The sequence below is a fragment of the Vagococcus lutrae genome, assembly GCF_023299185.1.
GTDB lineage: Bacteria > Bacillota > Bacilli > Lactobacillales > Vagococcaceae > Vagococcus_A > Vagococcus_A lutrae.
Window position 1 is genome coordinate 950,323 of sequence record NZ_CP097017.1, and the last position, 14,748, is coordinate 965,070.

At 36.4% G+C, this 14,748-nt stretch carries 17 protein-coding genes and 1 pseudogene; 13 read left to right on the forward strand and 5 right to left on the reverse strand.

Features of this window, described 5'->3' with window-relative positions; translation table 11 throughout:
• The first annotated feature begins 1 nt into the window (after position 1).
• The 6 genes and pseudogenes from M2919_RS04540 to M2919_RS04565 all read left to right on the forward strand — a co-directional run bounded on the left by M2919_RS04540 (position 2) and on the right by M2919_RS04565 (position 6,688).
• Complete coding sequence (locus M2919_RS04540) at positions 2-2,179, forward strand: CD3337/EF1877 family mobilome membrane protein (protein ID WP_000804748.1); 2,178 nt, start codon at positions 2-4, stop codon at positions 2,177-2,179.
• Complete coding sequence (locus M2919_RS04545; RefSeq protein ID WP_000769868.1) at positions 2,176-3,177, forward strand: bifunctional lytic transglycosylase/C40 family peptidase; 1,002 nt, start codon at positions 2,176-2,178, stop codon at positions 3,175-3,177. Before M2919_RS04540 ends, M2919_RS04545 begins: the two co-directional genes overlap by 4 nt.
• A complete protein-coding gene (locus tag M2919_RS04550; RefSeq protein WP_001224318.1) occupies positions 3,174-4,106 on the forward strand; it encodes a conjugal transfer protein in 933 nt (310 codons plus the stop codon). Before M2919_RS04545 ends, M2919_RS04550 begins: the two co-directional genes overlap by 4 nt.
• Positions 4,107-4,419: 313 nt before the next feature.
• Positions 4,420-4,467: pseudogene (locus M2919_RS10100) on the forward strand (hypothetical protein); the annotation flags it as partial.
• Between the two features lie 15 nt (positions 4,468-4,482).
• On the forward strand, positions 4,483-6,402 hold the full coding sequence (tet(M), locus tag M2919_RS04560) for a tetracycline resistance ribosomal protection protein Tet(M) (RefSeq protein ID WP_000691746.1): 1,920 nt from the start codon (positions 4,483-4,485) through the stop codon (positions 6,400-6,402).
• Between the two features lie 118 nt (positions 6,403-6,520).
• On the forward strand, positions 6,521-6,688 hold the full coding sequence (locus M2919_RS04565; protein ID WP_000336323.1) for a cysteine-rich KTR domain-containing protein: 168 nt from the start codon (positions 6,521-6,523) through the stop codon (positions 6,686-6,688).
• 59 nt (positions 6,689-6,747) lie between these two features.
• Here the strand turns inward: M2919_RS04565 and M2919_RS04570 are convergent, their stop codons facing one another.
• A complete protein-coding gene (locus M2919_RS04570; RefSeq protein WP_001227347.1) occupies positions 6,748-7,101 on the reverse strand; it encodes a helix-turn-helix transcriptional regulator in 354 nt (117 codons plus the stop codon).
• Positions 7,102-7,605: 504 nt separating this feature from the next.
• Here M2919_RS04570 and M2919_RS04575 point away from each other — a divergent pair.
• Both M2919_RS04575 and M2919_RS04580 read left to right on the forward strand, forming a co-directional pair.
• Positions 7,606-8,028, forward strand: a complete 423-nt coding sequence (locus M2919_RS04575; RefSeq protein WP_000804885.1) for a sigma-70 family RNA polymerase sigma factor — start codon at positions 7,606-7,608, stop codon at positions 8,026-8,028.
• The gene (locus M2919_RS04580; protein ID WP_000857133.1) at positions 8,025-8,255 is read left to right on the forward strand and encodes a helix-turn-helix domain-containing protein; all 231 of its coding nucleotides are present in this window, start codon (positions 8,025-8,027) and stop codon (positions 8,253-8,255) included. The genes M2919_RS04575 and M2919_RS04580 overlap by 4 nt, the downstream gene beginning before the upstream one ends.
• A gap of 63 nt (positions 8,256-8,318) precedes the next feature.
• On the opposite strand, the gene M2919_RS10065 is transcribed toward M2919_RS04580, so the two are convergent.
• The gene (locus tag M2919_RS10065; protein WP_000301356.1) at positions 8,319-8,447 is read right to left on the reverse strand and encodes a hypothetical protein; all 129 of its coding nucleotides are present in this window, start codon (positions 8,445-8,447) and stop codon (positions 8,319-8,321) included.
• 268 nt (positions 8,448-8,715) lie between these two features.
• On the opposite strand from M2919_RS10065, the gene M2919_RS04590 reads away from it, so the two are divergent.
• The 4 genes from M2919_RS04590 (at position 8,716) to M2919_RS04605 (ending at position 11,626) form a co-directional block, all read left to right on the forward strand.
• Positions 8,716-8,919, forward strand: a complete 204-nt coding sequence (locus M2919_RS04590; protein WP_000814511.1) for an excisionase — start codon at positions 8,716-8,718, stop codon at positions 8,917-8,919.
• Positions 8,920-9,000: 81 nt separating this feature from the next.
• Positions 9,001-10,218: a tyrosine-type recombinase/integrase gene (locus M2919_RS04595; protein ID WP_001291561.1), complete on the forward strand. Its 1,218-nt coding sequence runs from the start codon at positions 9,001-9,003 to the stop codon at positions 10,216-10,218.
• 266 nt (positions 10,219-10,484) lie between these two features.
• Positions 10,485-10,751, forward strand: a complete 267-nt coding sequence (locus M2919_RS04600) for a transposase (RefSeq protein ID WP_248849413.1) — start codon at positions 10,485-10,487, stop codon at positions 10,749-10,751.
• An 11-nt stretch (positions 10,752-10,762) separates the two neighbouring features.
• On the forward strand, positions 10,763-11,626 hold the full coding sequence (locus M2919_RS04605; protein ID WP_248849478.1) for an IS3 family transposase: 864 nt from the start codon (positions 10,763-10,765) through the stop codon (positions 11,624-11,626).
• A gap of 40 nt (positions 11,627-11,666) precedes the next feature.
• Here the strand turns inward: M2919_RS04605 and M2919_RS10105 are convergent, their stop codons facing one another.
• The 3 genes from M2919_RS10105 to M2919_RS04615 all read right to left on the reverse strand — a co-directional run bounded on the left by M2919_RS10105 (position 11,667) and on the right by M2919_RS04615 (position 12,930).
• The gene (locus M2919_RS10105; protein ID WP_420857193.1) at positions 11,667-11,840 is read right to left on the reverse strand and encodes a hypothetical protein; all 174 of its coding nucleotides are present in this window, start codon (positions 11,838-11,840) and stop codon (positions 11,667-11,669) included.
• Positions 11,833-12,042: a helix-turn-helix domain-containing protein gene (locus tag M2919_RS04610; protein ID WP_248849414.1), complete on the reverse strand. Its 210-nt coding sequence runs from the start codon at positions 12,040-12,042 to the stop codon at positions 11,833-11,835. Before M2919_RS04610 ends, M2919_RS10105 begins: the two co-directional genes overlap by 8 nt.
• A 159-nt stretch (positions 12,043-12,201) precedes the next feature.
• A complete protein-coding gene (locus M2919_RS04615; protein WP_152514069.1) occupies positions 12,202-12,930 on the reverse strand; it encodes a hypothetical protein in 729 nt (242 codons plus the stop codon).
• Between the two features lie 421 nt (positions 12,931-13,351).
• On the opposite strand from M2919_RS04615, the gene M2919_RS04620 reads away from it, so the two are divergent.
• Entirely contained in the window at positions 13,352-14,746 is a 1,395-nt protein-coding gene (locus tag M2919_RS04620) for an APC family permease (protein ID WP_248849415.1), read from the forward strand.
• Positions 14,747-14,748: the final 2 nt, after the last annotated feature.

The following is a 14,748-nucleotide window of genomic DNA, read 5'->3' on the forward strand; positions in this document are numbered from 1 at the left end:
TGTGAAACCATCAATAGTAAACAGAATAAAATCAAACTGGACGCTGAAACGTCTAGGTAAAGTGGCAATGACAGTGGCTTTCACACTTGTGATTGCCATTTTTCTTTTAGCCATGCTGGGAACGGTGGTTCAAGCTGCGGGCTTGGTAGATGATACGGTCAATGTGGCAAATGAATACAGCCGATACCCACTTGAAAACTATCAACTGGATTTTTATGTGGATAATAGCTGGGGCTGGCTTCCGTGGAACTGGTCGGACGGGATTGGAAAACAGGTCATGTATGGACTATATGCCATTACCAATTTTATTTGGACAATCAGTTTGTATGTTTCCAATGCGACAGGTTACTTAGTACAGGAAGCCTATTCCTTAGACTTCATTTCCGCTACAGCAGATTCCATTGGTAAGAATATGCAGACCTTAGCTGGTGTGAGTGCAAACGGATTTTCAACAGAGGGTTTCTATGTTGGATTCCTCTTACTCTTGATTTTGGTTCTTGGGGTTTATGTTGCCTATACGGGACTGATAAAGAGAGAAACCACAAAGGCAATTCATGCCATTATGAATTTTGTGCTGGTGTTTATCCTATCGGCTTCCTTTATTGCCTACGCTCCCGACTACATTAAAAAAATCAATGACTTTTCATCAGACATCAGTAATGCCAGTTTATCACTTGGCACGAAGATTGTCATGCCCCATTCCGATAGTCAAGGCAAGGACAGCGTGGACTTAATCAGAGATAGCCTGTTTTCCATACAGGTTCAGCAACCGTGGCTACTGCTTCAATACAACAGTTCAGACATTGAAAGTATCGGTATTGACCGTGTGGAAAGCCTGCTCTCCACCAGCCCAGATTCCAACAATGGCGAAGACAGAGAAAAAATTGTTGCGGAAGAAATTGAAGACAGAAGCAATACCAATCTAACCATTACAAAGACCATTAACCGTTTAGGTACAGTCTTCTTCCTATTTGTCTTCAATATTGGGATTTCCATATTTGTATTCCTATTAACAGGAATCATGATTTTCTCGCAGGTACTTTTTATCATCTATGCTATGTTTCTGCCTGTGAGCTTTATTTTAAGCATGATTCCATCATTTGATGGTATGTCAAAACGAGCCATAACAAAGCTCTTTAATACCATTTTGACACGAGCTGGAATCACATTGATTATTACGACAGCATTTAGTATTTCAACCATGCTCTATACCTTATCGGCTGGTTATCCGTTCTTTTTGATTGCTTTTCTACAGATTGTGACCTTTGCAGGAATCTACTTCAAGCTGGGCGATTTAATGAGTATGTTTTCTCTACAGAGTAACGATTCTCAAAGTGTGGGAAGTCGTGTGATGAGAAAACCTCGTATGCTTATGCACGCTCACATGCACCGTCTACAGCGGAAACTTGGACGTTCCATGACTACTCTAGGGGCTGGGTCTGCCATTGTTACAGGTAAAAAAGGACAGTCGGGTTCGGGGAGTTCTGCAAGGACACAAGCAGATCACTCCCGACCAGACGGAAAGGAAAAATCAACACTTGGAAAACGTATCGGTCAAACCATCGGTACAGTAGCTGATACCAAAGACAGAATGGTAGACACTGCTAGTGGTTTGAAAGAACAGGTTAAAGATTTGCCGACCAATGCAAGATATGCAGTATATCAAGGAAAATCCAAAGTAAAAGAGAATGTCCGTGATTTAACCAGTAGTATTTCTCAAACCAAAGCGGACAGAGCCAGTGGACGCAAGGAACAGCAGGAACAAAGGCGAAAAACCATTGCGAAGCGTCGCTCTGAAATGGAACAGGTCAAACAGAAAAAACAGCCTGCTTCTTCTGTTCATGAAAGACCGACTACAAGACAAGAACAATATCATGATGAACAGACCTCAAAACAGTCTAATATTCAGACTTCATATAAGGAATCTCAACAAGCCAAACAAGAGCGTCCAGCAGTTAAGTCCGATTTTTCAAGTCCAAAAGTGGAACGCCAAGGCAATACCGTTCAAGAAAAAACCGTTCAAAAGCCAGCAACTTCAACCACTACAGCAGATAGAACTTCACAACGTCCAATCACAAAAGAACGTCCGTCTACTGTTCAAAGAGTACCACTACAAAATACAAGAAGTAGACCACCAATCAAAACCGCCACCATTAAGAAAGTCGGTAAGAAACCATGAAGTTGAAAACTTTAGTGATTGGTGGTTCTGGATTATTCTTGATGGTCTTCTCACTGCTTCTGTTTGTTGCCATTTTATTTTCAGATGAACAGGACAGCGGAATTTCCAATATTCATTATGGAGGTGTGAATGTTTCCGCAGAAGTGCTGGCTCATAAGCCTATGGTAGAAAAATATGCCAAAGAATATGGCGTTGAAGAATATGTCAACATACTTCTTGCGATTATACAGGTGGAATCGGGCGGTACTGCGGAAGATGTTATGCAGTCCTCGGAATCCCTCGGTCTTCCACCTAATTCATTGAGTACAGAAGAATCCATTAAGCAAGGTGTGAAGTATTTCAGTGAATTATTAGCCAGTAGCGAAAGGCTCAGTGTAGATTTAGAATCGGTTATCCAGTCCTACAATTATGGTGGTGGTTTCTTAGGGTATGTGGCTAATCGTGGAAATAAATATACCTTTGAACTGGCTCAAAGTTTCTCAAAAGAGTATTCAGGTGGCGAAAAAGTGTCTTACCCCAATCCCATAGCCATACCTATCAATGGGGGCTGGCGATACAACTATGGCAATATGTTTTATGTGCAACTGGTAACGCAGTATCTTGTCACAACAGAGTTTGATGATGATACGGTACAAGCCATCATGGACGAAGCACTGAAATATGAGGGCTGGCGATACGTTTACGGTGGAGCTTCCCCGACTACTTCTTTTGATTGTAGCGGACTGACACAATGGACGTATGGAAAAGCTGGAATTAACTTACCACGAACCGCACAACAGCAATATGATGTGACCCAGCATATCCCACTATCGGAAGCACAAGCTGGCGATTTGGTTTTCTTTCATTCTACCTATAACGCTGGCTCTTATATTACTCATGTTGGGATATACCTTGGCAATAACCGTATGTTTCATGCAGGCGACCCAATCGGTTATGCCGACTTAACAAGCCCCTACTGGCAACAGCATTTAGTGGGAGCAGGACGAATCAAACAATGAGAAAGGAAGATTTAATGATGAAATTTAGAAAAAATCAGAATAAAGAAAAACAGATACCAAAGGAAAAGAAACCTCGTGTCTATAAGGTCAATCCTCATAAAAAGGTTGTGATTGCCTTGTGGGTACTTTTAGGGCTTAGTTTCAGCTTTGCGATATTCAAGCACTTTACAGCTATAGATACTCATACTATTCACGAAACAACTATCATAGAAAAGGAATACGTTGATACTCATCATGTAGAAAATTTTGTAGAGAACTTTGCGAAAGTCTACTATTCATGGGAGCAATCCGATAAGTCCATTGATAATCGAATGGAAAGTCTAAAAGGCTATCTGACAGATGAACTTCAAGCTCTCAATGTTGATACAGTACGCAAAGATATTCCTGTATCGTCTTCTGTAAGAGGATTTCAGATATGGACGGTAGAGCCAACTGGCGACAATGAGTTTAATGTAACCTACAGTGTAGACCAGCTCATTACAGAGGGAGAAAATACAAAGACCGTCCACTCTGCTTATATAGTGAGTGTCTATGTAGATGGTTCTGGAAATATGGTACTGGTTAAGAATCCGACCATTACCAACATACCTAAGAAATCAAGTTATAAACCAAAAGCCATTGAAAGTGAGGGGACGGTTGATTCCATTACAACCAATGAAATCAATGAGTTTTTAACGACGTTCTTCAAGCTCTATCCTACAGCGACAGCCAGTGAACTTTCCTACTATGTGAATGACGGGATATTAAAACCAATCGGAAAAGAGTACATCTTTCAAGAACTGGTAAATCCTATTCACAATCGTAAGGATAATCAAGTCACGGTATCGCTGACAGTGGAGTATATCGACCAGCAGACCAAAGCAACGCAGGTATCTCAATTTGATTTGGTACTTGAAAAGAACGGGAGTAATTGGAAGATTATAGAATAACAAATATTGGTACATTATTACAGCTATTTTGTAATCACGTACTCTCTTTGATAAAAAATTGGAGATTCCTTTACAAATATGCTCTTACGTGCTATTATTTAAGTATCTATTTAAAAGGAGTTAATAAATATGCGGCAAGGTATTCTTAAATAAACTGTCAATTTGATAGTGGGAACAAATAATTGGATGTCCTTTTTTAGGAGGGCTTAGTTTTTTGTACCCAGTTTAAGAATACCTTTATCATGTGATTCTAAAGTATCCGGAGAATATCTGTATGCTTTGTATGCCTATGGTTATGCATAAAAATCCCAGTGATAAGAGTATTTATCACTGGGATTTTTATGCCCTTTTGGGCTTTTGAATGGAGGAAAATCACATGAAAATTATTAATATTGGAGTTTTAGCTCATGTTGATGCGGGAAAAACTACCTTAACAGAAAGCTTATTATATAACAGTGGAGCGATTACAGAATTAGGAAGCGTGGACAAAGGTACAACGAGGACGGATAATACGCTTTTAGAACGTCAGAGAGGAATTACAATTCAGACAGGAATAACCTCTTTTCAGTGGGAAAATACGAAGGTGAACATCATAGACACGCCAGGACATATGGATTTCTTAGCAGAAGTATATCGTTCATTATCAGTTTTAGATGGGGCAATTCTACTGATTTCTGCAAAAGATGGCGTACAAGCACAAACTCGTATATTATTTCATGCACTTAGGAAAATGGGGATTCCCACAATCTTTTTTATCAATAAGATTGACCAAAATGGAATTGATTTATCAACGGTTTATCAGGATATTAAAGAGAAACTTTCTGCCGAAATTGTAATCAAACAGAAGGTAGAACTGTATCCTAATATGTGTGTGACGAACTTTACCGAATCTGAACAATGGGATACGGTAATAGAGGGAAACGATGACCTTTTAGAGAAATATATGTCCGGTAAATCATTAGAAGCATTGGAACTCGAACAAGAGGAAAGCATAAGATTTCAGAATTGTTCCCTGTTCCCTGTTTATCACGGAAGTGCAAAAAACAATATAGGGATTGATAACCTTATAGAAGTGATTACGAATAAATTTTATTCATCAACACATCGAGGTCAGTCTGAACTTTGCGGAAATGTTTTCAAAATTGAATATACAAAAAAAAGACAACGTCTTGCATATATACGTCTTTATAGTGGCGTACTGCATTTGCGAGATTCGGTTAGAATATCGGAAAAGGAAAAAATAAAAATTACAGAAATGTATACTTCAATAAATGGTGAATTATGTAAAATCGATAAGGCTTATTCCGGGGAAATTGTTATTTTGCAGAATGAGTTTTTGAAGTTAAATAGTGTTCTTGGAGATACAAAGCTATTGCCACAGAGAGAGAGAATTGAAAATCCCCTCCCTCTGCTGCAAACGACTGTTGAACCGAGCAAACCTCAACAAAGGGAAATGTTGCTTGATGCCCTTTTGGAAATCTCAGATAGTGATCCGCTTCTACGATATTACGTGGATTCTACGACACATGAAATTATACTTTCTTTCTTAGGGAAAGTACAAATGGAAGTGATTAGTGCACTGTTGCAAGAAAAGTATCATGTGGAGATAGAACTAAAAGAGCCTACAGTCATTTATATGGAGAGACCGTTAAAAAATGCAGAATATACCATTCACATCGAAGTGCCGCCAAATCCTTTCTGGGCTTCCATTGGTTTATCTGTATCACCGCTTCCATTAGGGAGCGGAGTGCAGTATGAGAGCTCGGTTTCTCTTGGATACTTAAATCAATCGTTTCAAAATGCAGTTATGGAGGGGATACGCTATGGCTGTGAACAAGGATTGTATGGTTGGAATGTGACGGACTGTAAAATCTGTTTTAAGTATGGCTTATACTATAGCCCTGTTAGTACCCCAGCAGATTTTCGGATGCTTGCTCCTATTGTATTGGAACAAGTCTTAAAAAAAGCTGGAACAGAATTGTTAGAGCCATATCTTAGTTTTAAAATTTATGCGCCACAGGAATATCTTTCACGAGCATACAACGATGCTCCTAAATATTGTGCGAACATCGTAGACACTCAATTGAAAAATAATGAGGTCATTCTTAGTGGAGAAATCCCTGCTCGGTGTATTCAAGAATATCGTAGTGATTTAACTTTCTTTACAAATGGACGTAGTGTTTGTTTAACAGAGTTAAAAGGGTACCATGTTACTACCGGTGAACCTGTTTGCCAGCCCCGTCGTCCAAATAGTCGGATAGATAAAGTACGATATATGTTCAATAAAATAACTTAGTGTATTTTATGTTGTTATATAAATATGGTTTCTTGTTAAATAAGATGAAATATTTTTTAATAAAGATTTGAATTAAAGTGTAAAGGAGGAGATAGTTATTATAAACTACAAGTGGATATTGTGTCCTGTATGTGGAAATAAAACACGATTAAAGATAAGGGAAGATACTGAATTAAAAAAATTCCCCCTCTATTGTCCGAAATGCAGACAAGAAAATTTAATTGAAATAAAGCAGTTCAAAGTAACTGTGATTACAGAGCCAGACGCAAAGACGCAGAGCCGATAAAATGAGATTAATACAATCTCATTTTATCGGCTCTTTCCGTTATGTATGGATTCTTTTAATTAGTCTTCGATGTTTCTTGCTTCGTTGATACCGCTGGCTAAAGATTCCATTAAGGATAGTTCTTTGTCTGTAAAGCTATCCATGTATTTCTCTATCTGTAATCGTCGGGTGCTTTTTACCAAGTTATTAGCAGGTAAGAAAAATTCATCAACGGAAACATGAAGTAACGATACAAGGTCATAAAGAACTTGTATGCTGGGGTGTTGCCCTTTATTTTCAATATTAGTTAAGTACCGTGGGTCAATTTCAATCAATGCTCCCACTTGTTCACGAGTTAAACCTCGTTTCAATCGAGCTTCTTTAATGGCTAAACCAAAGGCTCTAAAATCATATTTATCTTCTTTTTTACGCATAGTAGACCACCTCTATACATTTTATTGTTCCTACTGAATTAAAAACAGGTATAGAAAAACGTGTTATATGGTTTATAGGTTTATATTTAATAAAAAGCACTACTAAACGCCAATAAAAAAAACCGTTATATGGTAGTGCTATTTACGCTGTTAAAATATTGTATATTACTTCCAAATGGCGGTTTGTTGGAGGTCAACGTCGCCATGAAGTACATCATATACAATAAATTTCCTTACATTGGGTTCTTGTCAAAAAAAGTCGTCTATCTGCAATAGATAAGTACGTCCACCAATGTGGTTTTATAAATCATATAGATAGAATAACAGAAGCATGTAAACAGAGAAATAAATCTGTTTATATGCTTTTTTGGCTATTCAGAACTTTTTTACAAAGTTTATTTATCAGTAATGCAACAAATCCCCCTTTCACATTGGGACTAAGAGTGAAAGGAGATAAACGAGCAAGGCTCACTTCCTTTCCTAGACAGAAAGGGGGTGAGAAACATGAAACCATCTTCTTTTCAGACCACAATAGAAAATCAGTTTGACTATATCTGTAAACGTGCTATGGAAGACGAGCGAAAGAATTATATGCTTTATCTTTCAAGGATTGCAAAGCGTGAGGTGTCCTTTTCGGATGTTGGCGATTATCTTGTTAGCCAGTTTGCGACAACAGATAACTATTCAACTGACTTTCAGATTTTTACACTCAATGGGTTATCAGTAGGCGTTGAAAATGATTTGTTGAGTGAAGCATTACGTGAGTTGCCAGACAAGAAACGTGAAATTCTACTGCTGTTTTACTTTATGGACATGAGCGATTCAGAAATTGCAGACCTGTTGAAATTGAACCGTTCTACTGTCTATCGGCATAGAACCAGTGGACTAGCCTTAATTAAAAAGTTTATGGAGGAATTTGAAGAATGAAAACACAATATCCTATGATTCCCTTTCCTCTCATTGTAAAGGCAACAGATGGCGATACCGAAGCGATTAACCAGATTCTACATCATTACAGAGGGTACATAACGAAGCGTTCCCTACGACTTATGAAAGATGAATATGGCAATCAAAGTATGGTCGTTGATGAAGTCTTACGTGGAAGAATGGAAACCAGACTGATTACAAAGATTTTGTCATTTGAAATTAAGTAATATCCTCTCTCCTTTCGTGGAAGCGTGCTAAACCATTCCACGCTTCCCGAACAGGGAGGTTTGTTATTCCACCAAAGCATATTGAGCTTTCAATGTGTTTTGATAGGCTAACGAGCCATTGTTCTTTGAAAACTGAATAAAAGTAATCGAATACGTTTCGATAAGAAAAGAGCCAACGGAACTAACCGCCATGACCTATCTTATAAAGATAGCGAGCGATTCATGTTAGTGATCCGAGAAGCAATCTTTAGCAGGATTGCCTGCAACGACATTCTTATCGTGATAATGATACTCCCATACAGTCAATAGTCCGAGCGTGATAAAACCGTCGCAGGCAATGAGTATGGCTACATGAGAACCATGCAGGGGTGGAACTCCCGTGAGCTTTGCTAAAGCTGTTCGATTGCTGGTAAAACAACTTTTATGAAATCCAAATAAGTGATTTGGAAAGGAGGATTTTATGAAGCAGACTGACATTCCTATTTGGGAACGTTATACCCTAACCATTGAAGAAGCGTCAAAATATTTTCGTATTGGCGAAAACAAGCTACGACGCTTGGCAGAGGAAAATAAAAATGCAAATTGGCTGATTATGAATGGCAATCGTATTCAGATTAAACGAAAACAATTTGAAAAAATTATAGATACATTGGACGCAATCTAGCGTCGCCAAAGGGTCTTGTATATGATAAAATAGTATTAAGTCGTATCAAGGCTCTTTCCATAAAGGAAAGGAGCAAATGCCATGTCAGAAAAAAGACGTGACAATAAAGGTCGAATCTTAAAGACTGGAGAGAGCCAACGAAAAGACGGAAGATACTTATACAAATATATAGATTCATTTGGAGAACCGCAATTTGTTTACTCGTGGAAACTTGTGGCTACAGACCGAGTACCAGCAGGAAAGCGTGATTGTATCTCACTTAGAGAGAAAATCGCAGAGTTACAGAAAGACATTCATGATGGTATTGATGTTGTAGGAAAGAAAATGACACTCTGCCAGCTTTACGCAAAACAGAACGCTCAAAGACCAAAGGTTAGAAAAAACACTGAAACTGGACGCAAATATCTTATGGATATTTTGAAGAAAGACAAGTTAGGTGTAAGAAGTATTGACAGTATTAAGCCATCAGACGCTAAAGAATGGGCTATTAGAATGAGTGAAAATGGTTATGCTTATCAAACCATCAATAACTACAAACGTTCTTTAAAGGCTTCATTCTATATTGCTATACAAGATGATTGTGTTCGGAAGAATCCATTTGACTTTCAACTGAAAGCAGTTCTTGATGATGATACTGTCCCTAAGACCGTACTAACAGAAGAACAGGAAGAAAAACTGTTAGCCTTTGCAAAAGCTGATAAAACCTACAGCAAAAATTATGATGAAATTCTGATACTCTTAAAAACAGGTCTTCGTATTTCAGAGTTTGGTGGTTTGACACTTCCAGATTTAGATTTTGAGAATCGTCTTGTCAATATAGACCATCAGCTATTGAGAGATACTGAAATTGGGTACTACATTGAAACACCAAAGACCAAAAGTGGCGAACGTCAAGTTCCTATGGTTGAAGAAGCCTATCAAGCATTTAAGCGAGTGTTAGCGAATCGAAAGAATGATAAGCGTGTTGAGATTGATGGATATAGTGATTTCCTCTTTCTTAATAGAAAGAACTATCCAAAAGTGGCAAGTGATTACAACGGCATGATGAAAGGTCTTGTTAAGAAATACAATAAGTATAACGAGGATAAATTGCCACACATCACTCCACATAGTTTGCGACATACATTCTGTACCAACTATGCAAATGCAGGAATGAATCCAAAGGCATTACAGTACATTATGGGACATGCTAATATAGCCATGACGCTGAACTATTACGCACATGCAACATTCGATTCTGCAATGGCAGAAATGAAACGCTTGAATAAAGAGAAGCAACAGGAGCGTCTTGTTGCTTAGTAGTACAAATGAATTTACTACTTATTTACCACTTCTGACAGCTAAGACATGAGGAAATATGCAAAGAAACGTGAAGTATCTTCCTACAGTAAAAATACTCGAAAGCACATAGAATAAGGCTTTACGAGCATTTAAGAAAATATAAAAAGATAATTAGAAATTTATACTTTGTTTAAGAGAAAAAGAGTTAGTATTTTGACCTAGTACACTAAAAGTTGACACGGGAATAGAAAACTAACTAAAATTTAGTAGAGGTGATTATTCCAATGAGATATGAAGAATCTTTCAAACAACATTGTGTTAATTTAGTGGTTAAAGAAGCCAGAACAAAAGCAAGTGTAACTAAGGAATTTAATTTGAGTCAAGGTATCATCAAAAGATGGATTGATGCTTACGAAGCTCTACAATCAAATACGCAAGCTGATTTAGAAAAAAGACAACGAGAACTGGAAAAGGAAAATAAATTACTCAAAAAGGAAAATGATTTCTTAAAAAAAGCGACCGCCTTCTTTGCCAAGAACCAAAACATTTAAGATTTTCATTTATTCGACAACATCATCAAGAATTTGGTATCAAGTGGTTATGCCAGAGATTACAAGTATCCCGTCAGGGATACTATCGTTTTATTAAACATCAATCTACTCCTCGGCAAAATAAATACAGAACCCTTAGAAAGCTAATTATTGAGACCTTTTTTAAATGCAATCAAAAAATGGGAGCCCAACAACTTTATAATTATTTAACCAATCAAGGAGTTAAAGTCTCTCTTGGTTTTGTTAAATCCGTTTTAAAAGCACATGGGCTTATTTCTAGAACAGTCAAAACTTATAAACGAAGAAATAAGCCTCATAAATCTTTTGAAAATAAGTTAGATAGATGTTTTGAGGTATCAGAAGATACACAAGAACAGCCGAGAATCGTTTGTGATATTACGGAGTGGAAGCTTCACAACGGAAAAAAGATTTATTTATGCGCAGCTCTTGAGTTAGCTACAAGAGCAATTGTCGGTTATAAAGTAGGATTAAACTGCGATACTTCCCTAGTAATCAATGTAATTGATCAAGTAAATAATAATTTCCCTTTTGAATCCATCCTTTTTCATAGTGATCAAGGTAGTCAATTTACGAGCAAAGAAGTTGTGAATAAAATCCAAGCGAATCAATGGATTCAAAGTATGTCCCGTAAGGGGAATTGTTGGGACAATGCCGTTATAGAGTCTTTTTTTAGTAGCTTGAAACGAGAGGAATTAAAATGGCATACGTGTCATTCGTTGGTCCAAGGAGAGCGAATTATACGTGAATATATTGAATACTATTATATGGTGATTCGTCCCCACACATCATTAGGGGGAATTTCTCCTATTCAATATATTTTAAATCATAATTTGTCAACGAAGACACAAAAATAGACACAGAAAAAATAGAATTTCTCGAGTCAACTTTTCTTGACTAACTCACTGGCTGTTCTTCTTCACTAAGAATATCATAAAACTTTTCATAAATTTGATCGAAGTAACTATTGATTATTTCGAGTCTATTATTATTATATATTGTTTGCTTGATAATTTTATTCTTTAATACAGAGTATTCTTTGGGATTCTCAAGACTATTGTCATCAATCAAATAGCTTATAGATATATATATTTAACTTTTTTGCTAAAAACCTTAATTTGGGTAATGTTGGTAATGATTCACCTGACTCAATTCTTGCTAGTTGTCTTATAGTAATTTCAGACTCATCATTACATACAACTTCCCTTGTAAGATTCTGTTGAAGTCTTGCAGATTTTATTTTTTCTCCAATATTTCTTTTTACATTACACATTTTTATCAACTCCTAACAAAAACTATATATAGTTATTATATACTATACGTATATTTTTAATAAATTAATTTTATAATATTGTGTCAATAATTATGTGTAAATGAAATATCTATTCCATTTTTGTTTAACCTGTTTAAAAGTTAAGCGGTATCATTTAAGCTATTTCCATAATTGATTTAATCCTTTTATATCCTTTTTAAAAATACCCAAGCTATTTTGAGCATTTATAACGGCTAAAGTTTTTTCAGGTGATAGTTTCTTTTCTTTATATGCCTTTAAGAGTTGTTCAAGATATTCTTCACTACGTTTTCTTTTCGTAAATTCTTTATTTAGCTCCTCGGGCATTGTTTTTTTATAGTCCATACTTTCAATTAAATAATCGTGCAACTTTTGATAAAATTCCTGATTAATTTTTGATGTTTTATTCTCTATATTACTTTTAATAGTAAAGTCTGCTCCACCTCGCTTAATAAAATCTTTTTTATTATTTTCATAATTCATAATGGATGTTATAACCTTAGCGTTTACTCTTAACCGTTTTAAATTGCTTTCTAAATTCTTTTTTATCCTCACTTCTTTTTCCGATTGAAGTGTATTATCGTCAAAACATAAACGATACGCCTGCAATACTTTTATAATTGTTTCGATCTTCAATGTAGCTCCTGGATATTTTACCTCTAATTTTTTAGATTCTTTATGAATATTTTTATTAGACAATCCTTTTCTACCACAAGCACAGATATCTAGATACAAACAATCTCTAGATGTTAATTGATTTTGAGAATCCTTTTTATAAGGTTGGCGATACATTCCCCAATTATCCTTAGAATAGTACCGATTATCCCTAGGTCGCTCTCTTGATCCAACAAAAATAATACTATTACTCACCATGCTACAACTCCCTGCCTTTAATTTTATCTATCACAAGTTTACTATACTTCTACCATTATCAATATCTTAAACAAACAAATGTATTTAAAAAGTCTAATATACACACGTAAAAAATCTCAACAACTATAAAATACTTAGTTATCATTTTCAGCCCTCTATTATGAAGATGTTCTTAAAATTTATATTGCATTTTTTAAACAAAGAATTTATGATAGTAAAAAGCTTTAATTTCATAACTTTACATGCATAATTATCGTTTTCGTTCGTTTTATAAATGTTTTTGTTATTTTTAAATCCTTTTGAAGAGTATAAAATAACAAAAAGACAAACGAAAACATCCTTACTTATTTATTCAAGAAATAATAGTCTCGTTGTTATTCAAATAGTATGAAATTAAACTTTAATGGTTTATGAAGGGATGATGAAGATGGAACAGGATAGGCATTTGCAAAACTTATCGACAACTGAAACGCCATTTAATCGTGAAATTGGTGTTTTTGGTGGTGTTAGTATTATCGGAGGAATCATGATTGGTTCTGGTATTTTTTATTTAGGCTCTTATGTTTTAGAACGGACTGGGATGAGTTTAGGCTTGGCTTTGCTTGCTTGGATTGTAGGTGGCGTTATCACGTTACTAGCCGGTCTGTGCTATGCAGAGTTAGGTGTCAGTATGCCACGGGCAGGTGGTTCGACAGTTTATTTAACTGAAGCTTATCATCCCGCCGTTGGTTTCTTACGTGGTTTTACTGATTGGATTATTGGCGGTCCTGGTTCAATCGCGGCAATTGCGATTGCTTTACCAACAGCGATGAGAAGTTTTTGGGATATCTCTGACATGCAAGTAAAAGTCATTGCCACTGTCTTAATTGTTTTACTAACGATTTATAATTTATTTGGCATTAAGCAAGGAGCATTTTTACAAAATATATCAATGATTGCCAAACTCATTCCAATTTTAATCATCTTGTTTGCGGCACTTTTCTTAGGTAAGGAACAACCCAACTTGTCTCTAAGCCCACCCGGTCAAACAAGTCAGTCATTTTTCAGCTTAATACCAATGATTGCTTTTGCAACGGTAGCTAGTCTATGGGCGTACGAAGGATGGACCAATCTTAACTCGATGACTGAGGAAATGAAAAATCCACAAAAGAATTTACCCAAAGCTATTATTATTGGGATTGGTGGTATTACTGTTTTATATACATTATTTAACTACGCTATTTACAAAGTTTTACCTTATGATGTCATTGTCCAACACATTGAAAATGGCAACCTCTATCTAGGTACCGAAGCGGCAATAAGTGTGCTAGGAAAATGGGGAGGGATTATTGTTTCGCTTGGTATGATTTTAGCCATGTTTGGCGGACTTAATGGCCTGATTATCGCTCAACCTCGTATGTACTACGCTATGGCTTTAGAAGGGCACTTCTTTCCTTCTTTTGCACGGTTGCATCCAAAATATAAAGTTCCGACTGCGGCAATGTTAGCACAAATGATACTTTCTATTATTCTTGTGTTTGCTCGTAATTTAGATCAACTTACGTCTTTAGTTGTTTTTACAGCGATGCTGTATAACTTACTAACAATACTCGCCGTATGGGTCATGCGGAAACGTTACCCTAATTTAGACCGTCCATACAAAGTAGCTGGCTATCCGTGGACAGTGCTACTTACCGCTATCTTATTTATCGGTCTACTTGTAAACACGTTTACAGAAGATATTGAAAATGCAGTATTAGGGATGGTCGTTCAGATTATCGGATTAGCCGTCTATCTCTATTTTGACCGTCAACTAAAAAGAAAGAAGGTTTAACG

Coding starts and splice junctions, on each gene's coding strand:
- M2919_RS04545 (WP_000769868.1), top strand. CDS start 2,176: ATGAAGTTGAAAACTTTAGTGATTGGTGGTTCTGGATTATTCTTGATG.
- M2919_RS04580 (WP_000857133.1), top strand. CDS start 8,025: ATGAAAACACAATATCCTATGATTCCCTTTCCTCTCATTGTAAAGGCA.
- M2919_RS04600 (WP_248849413.1), top strand. CDS start 10,485: ATGAGATATGAAGAATCTTTCAAACAACATTGTGTTAATTTAGTGGTT.
- M2919_RS04595 (WP_001291561.1), top strand. CDS start 9,001: ATGTCAGAAAAAAGACGTGACAATAAAGGTCGAATCTTAAAGACTGGA.
- M2919_RS04590 (WP_000814511.1), top strand. CDS start 8,716: ATGAAGCAGACTGACATTCCTATTTGGGAACGTTATACCCTAACCATT.
- M2919_RS04610 (WP_248849414.1), bottom strand. CDS start 12,042: ATGTGTAATGTAAAAAGAAATATTGGAGAAAAAATAAAATCTGCAAGA.
- M2919_RS04620 (WP_248849415.1), top strand. CDS start 13,352: ATGATGAAGATGGAACAGGATAGGCATTTGCAAAACTTATCGACAACT.
- M2919_RS04570 (WP_001227347.1), bottom strand. CDS start 7,101: ATGCGTAAAAAAGAAGATAAATATGATTTTAGAGCCTTTGGTTTAGCC.
- M2919_RS10065 (WP_000301356.1), bottom strand. CDS start 8,447: ATGGCGGTTAGTTCCGTTGGCTCTTTTCTTATCGAAACGTATTCGATT.
- M2919_RS04550 (WP_001224318.1), top strand. CDS start 3,174: ATGAGAAAGGAAGATTTAATGATGAAATTTAGAAAAAATCAGAATAAA.
- M2919_RS04575 (WP_000804885.1), top strand. CDS start 7,606: ATGAAACCATCTTCTTTTCAGACCACAATAGAAAATCAGTTTGACTAT.